Annotated in this window: 4 protein-coding genes, 1 tRNA gene and 1 pseudogene; 3 read left to right on the top strand and 3 right to left on the bottom strand. The window is 62.4% G+C overall.

The window, feature by feature from the left end:
* A partial coding sequence (locus AC4DF4_RS18315) for a hypothetical protein (RefSeq protein WP_490049538.1) occupies window positions 1-229 on the top strand: 229 nt, incomplete at its 5' end.
* Window positions 230-252: 23 nt separating this feature from the next.
* Here AC4DF4_RS18315 and trpC read toward each other — a convergent pair.
* Window positions 253-1,041 carry an indole-3-glycerol phosphate synthase TrpC gene (gene trpC, locus AC4DF4_RS18310; protein WP_490049537.1) on the bottom strand — a complete coding sequence of 263 codons (789 nt, stop codon included), beginning with the start codon at window positions 1,039-1,041 and terminating at the stop codon, window positions 253-255.
* A gap of 110 nt (window positions 1,042-1,151) precedes the next feature.
* Here trpC and AC4DF4_RS18305 point away from each other — a divergent pair.
* Window positions 1,152-1,226 (top strand) — tRNA-Gly (locus AC4DF4_RS18305).
* A gap of 36 nt (window positions 1,227-1,262) precedes the next feature.
* Window positions 1,263-2,126: a 50S ribosomal protein L11 methyltransferase gene (locus AC4DF4_RS18300; protein WP_490049536.1), complete on the top strand. Its 864-nt coding sequence runs from the start codon at window positions 1,263-1,265 to the stop codon at window positions 2,124-2,126.
* Window positions 2,127-2,224: 98 nt separating this feature from the next.
* On the opposite strand, the gene mutM is transcribed toward AC4DF4_RS18300, so the two are convergent.
* Together mutM and AC4DF4_RS18290 are read right to left on the bottom strand one after the other, a co-directional pair.
* On the bottom strand, window positions 2,225-3,043 hold the full coding sequence (mutM, locus tag AC4DF4_RS18295; RefSeq protein ID WP_490049535.1) for a bifunctional DNA-formamidopyrimidine glycosylase/DNA-(apurinic or apyrimidinic site) lyase: 819 nt from the start codon (window positions 3,041-3,043) through the stop codon (window positions 2,225-2,227).
* A gap of 29 nt (window positions 3,044-3,072) precedes the next feature.
* A pseudogene (locus AC4DF4_RS18290) lies at window positions 3,073-3,374 on the bottom strand (L-rhamnose mutarotase); the annotation flags it as partial.

Here is a 3,374-nt window from a genome sequence, read left to right as displayed (position 1 = left end):
GCGCAACCGCAACGGGTTGCTGGTGCTGGGCATCCTGCGCCGCTGCGCGATGGGAATCTACTACGACTGGCGGCGTGGGCGCAAAAACAAGCGGCAATCGACGTTGAAGGACTTCCATGACGACATGGAACACCATCGATGGCGTGATTCTTCCGCCAGCACAGCTGCCGAAAATGAAAAACCCAAGGTAGCTCTATCAATGCACGCAAAGCGCCTGAAACCGCGATAGGGAAAGCAGTTATCAGGCGGCGGTCAGACGCTCTCCAGCGCCAGATAGGCCTCGATTTCCCGCGACGGGTCGTGGGCGCGCATCAGTGCTTCGCCGATCAGCACGGCGTTCGCCCCGGCGTCGAGCACGCGACGGGCGTCTTCCACGGACTTGATGCCGCTTTCGGAAACGAGCAGCACGTCGTCCGGGACTTCCTCGGCGAGTTGCTCGGTGGTCGCGAGGTCGACGGCGAAGGTCTTCAAATTCCGGTTGTTCACGCCGATGAGGTCGGCGCCGAGTTCGAGGGCGCGCTCCATTTCCCGCAGGTCGTGGACCTCGACGAGCACATCGAGCGAGAAGGATTTAGCCTCGTCGTAGAGGCGGCGGAGCGTTTCGTCGTCGAGCGCGGCGACGATGAGCAAGATCGCGTCGGCACCGGTGACGACGGCTTCGTGGATTTGCACCTCGTGGATCATGAAGTCCTTGCGGAGGAGCGGGGCGTCGGAAAATTTCGAGATCTGCGAGAGATAGGCGAGCGAGCCTTGGAAATATTGCTCGTCGGTGAGAATCGAAAGGCAGGACGCGCCGCCTTCCAGATAGCGCTTCGCCTGGCGGACCGGGTCGAAGTCCGGATCGATCAAACCGACGGAGGGCGACGCCTTTTTCACCTCGGCGATGACGCCGAGCCGGCCGGGTCCGCGATCAATCGCGGCGCGGAAGCCGCCGAAGTCGTTGCGCTGGAGAGCGCCGGCGCGGAGCAGCGCGGCGCGCGGCATGAGGGCGGCGACTTCGAGATGTTTGGTGGCGATAATTTCGGCGAGCTTGTCGGACATGCGTGCGGCAAAGGAAACTCAGTGCCGGAAAAATGAACATGGAAAATTTGTGAATTTTGGCTTGCCCGTGATCCGGCCCCATGTAGAAAGCCGTCGACGCGTTTTCCGACGCGGGCGTAGCTCAGTGGTAGAGCGCCACCTTGCCAAGGTGGATGTCGTGAGTTCGAATCTCATCGCCCGCTCCAATTTTCCCGGAGCGCATTTCCCCTCCGCAATTAACCATGTTCGTTTGGTCGAAACTCTCCGCCGCGAAGTGGATGGACGCTTGGGAGGAACGGTTCGCAGGAAATCCAAACCTAGTCATCGAGATGGTCAAGGGCGGCAAATCCATCCGCGTCCGGCTCTTCTGCGCCACCCAAAAGGAAGCCGACGCCGTCGTCGCGCAATTCGGCGGCAGCGTCCGCAAAATGGCCGCCGCCGAGTGGGACAAGCCGGTCGAAGCCCCCCGCCCCGTCAAGGTGCGCGACGTTTTCGTGCTGACCGCGGAAAAACGGCCGAAGGAACTCGCCGCGCTGAAAAAGGCGAATCCGAAGCGCGAGATCATCGTGATCCCGCCGGAAATGGCCTTCGGCACCGGCGACCATGCGACCACCTCGACCTGCCTCCGCCTGCTTGTGGACGTAGCCCGCGCCCGCAAAGGCACGGACTGGTCGGTCGCCGACCTCGGCACCGGCACCGGCGTGCTGGCCATCGCCGCGAAGAAACTCGGAGCCGGCGAGATATTTGCTTGCGATTACGATCCTTTCGCCGTCGCCGTCGGCATCCGCAACATCGAGCGCAACGGCACGCCGGACATCCTGATGAAGGAACAGGACGTCCTGAAATGGAAGCCGCGCAAGAAGGGCTACGACGTCGTGCTCGCCAATCTGTTTTCCACCATCCTGATCGAAGCCTGGCCGGTGATCGCGAAATCGCTCGCGCCCGGCGGCGACCTGATCGTTTCCGGCATCCTCGCGACGCAGGCCTGGGATGTTTTCAAAGCGGCCGCCGCCAGCGGGCTCGGCTTCACCAAGGTGGTGAAAAAGGGCAAATGGGTGACCGCGCACGGCGGGCATTTGGTGGATTTGATCGCGGCGGGAAAATAAGGGGCATCGGGTCAAGTCCGAGTTGGTAGAGATCAGACTCGGAGCGAGACGCTCCGAAGACGGTCTGGCGCGAGACGCGCCAGCCACACTTTTCCCGATCACTTCTGGCAGACCGGGCACCAATACGTCGCGCGCTGGCCGAGCACCGCATGGCGGACCAGCGTTTCGCAACTGCGGCAGGACTCGCCTTTCCGGTCGTAAACGAAGAGCCGCTGCTTGAAATAGCCGGGCTGGCCGTCCGAGTTGAGGAAGTCCCGCAAGGTCGTGCCGCCTTCCTCGATGGAGGCGGATAGAACCTGGCGGATGGAGGCGACGAGTTTTTCCAAACGCGGCTTCGTGAGCTTGTTGGCTGGGCGATCCGGCCGGATGCCGGCGCGGAACAACGCCTCGGAAGCGTAGATGTTTCCCACGCCGACGACGGTTTTCGCGTCCATGATGACGAGCTTGATCGCGGCGGAGCGTTTAGCGCAGGCGGCTTTGAGATGCTCCGCGGTGAACGCGTCTTCCAACGGTTCCGGGCCGAGGTCTTTCAGCAAGGCGTGCGACATTGGGTCGGACTCCATCAACCGCAGCACCAGTCCGAAGCGCCGGGGGTCGTGGAAGCGCAGCTGTTTGCCATTTCCCAGGGTGATGCCGACGTGGTCGTGCTTTTTCCAATCCTCCGTCGGATCGATCACCCGCAAGCTGCCGGACATGCCGAGGTGGATCAGCAGCGTCGAGCCGTCGTCGATTTCAAGTAACAGATACTTCGAGCGCCTCGTCACACTCAGGACGCACAGCCCTTCGATCTCCATGATGTTCTCCGAAATCGGCTGGCGCAAATCACGGCGCCGGATGATCAGCTCGGTCATCCGCGCGCCCGTGACATGCGGCTCGATGCCGCGGCGGGTGGTTTCGACTTCGGGGAGTTCGGGCATGATTCAATGGAGGGCGTGACGGAGGGGTTTCAGTCCATGTGAAACACCTCCGCGAGCGGGCTGCAGACCGGCGAGTGATCCGGGTGGGTGTCCATGATGTCGGCCATGTGGTCCCACCACTGGCGGACGAGCGGGTGCCGCGGCAGCGTGTCCGCGGTGTGTCCGTCGGCAGAGTTTCTGCTCGGCGAACAGGGTCAGGGTTTCCGGGTCGAGAAAGATCGAGTAATCGGAAACCCCGGCCTCGGTGAGAGCGCGGGAGAGTTCGGGCCAGATCTCGTCGTGGCGTCTCCGGTATTCGGCCTCGAAGCCGGGTTTGAGTTGCATCTTGAAG

The organism is Luteolibacter sp. (assembly GCF_058122085.1).
This window is presented reverse-complemented; position numbering and strand designations above follow the sequence as displayed.

What these genes read in the sequence shown, in the direction of transcription:
- trpC (WP_490049537.1), bottom strand. Translation starts at nt 1,041, where the DNA reads ATGTCCGACAAGCTCGCCGAAATTATCGCCACCAAACATCTCGAAGTC.
- AC4DF4_RS18300 (WP_490049536.1), top strand. Translation starts at nt 1,263, where the DNA reads ATGTTCGTTTGGTCGAAACTCTCCGCCGCGAAGTGGATGGACGCTTGG.
- mutM (WP_490049535.1), bottom strand. Translation starts at nt 3,043, where the DNA reads ATGCCCGAACTCCCCGAAGTCGAAACCACCCGCCGCGGCATCGAGCCG.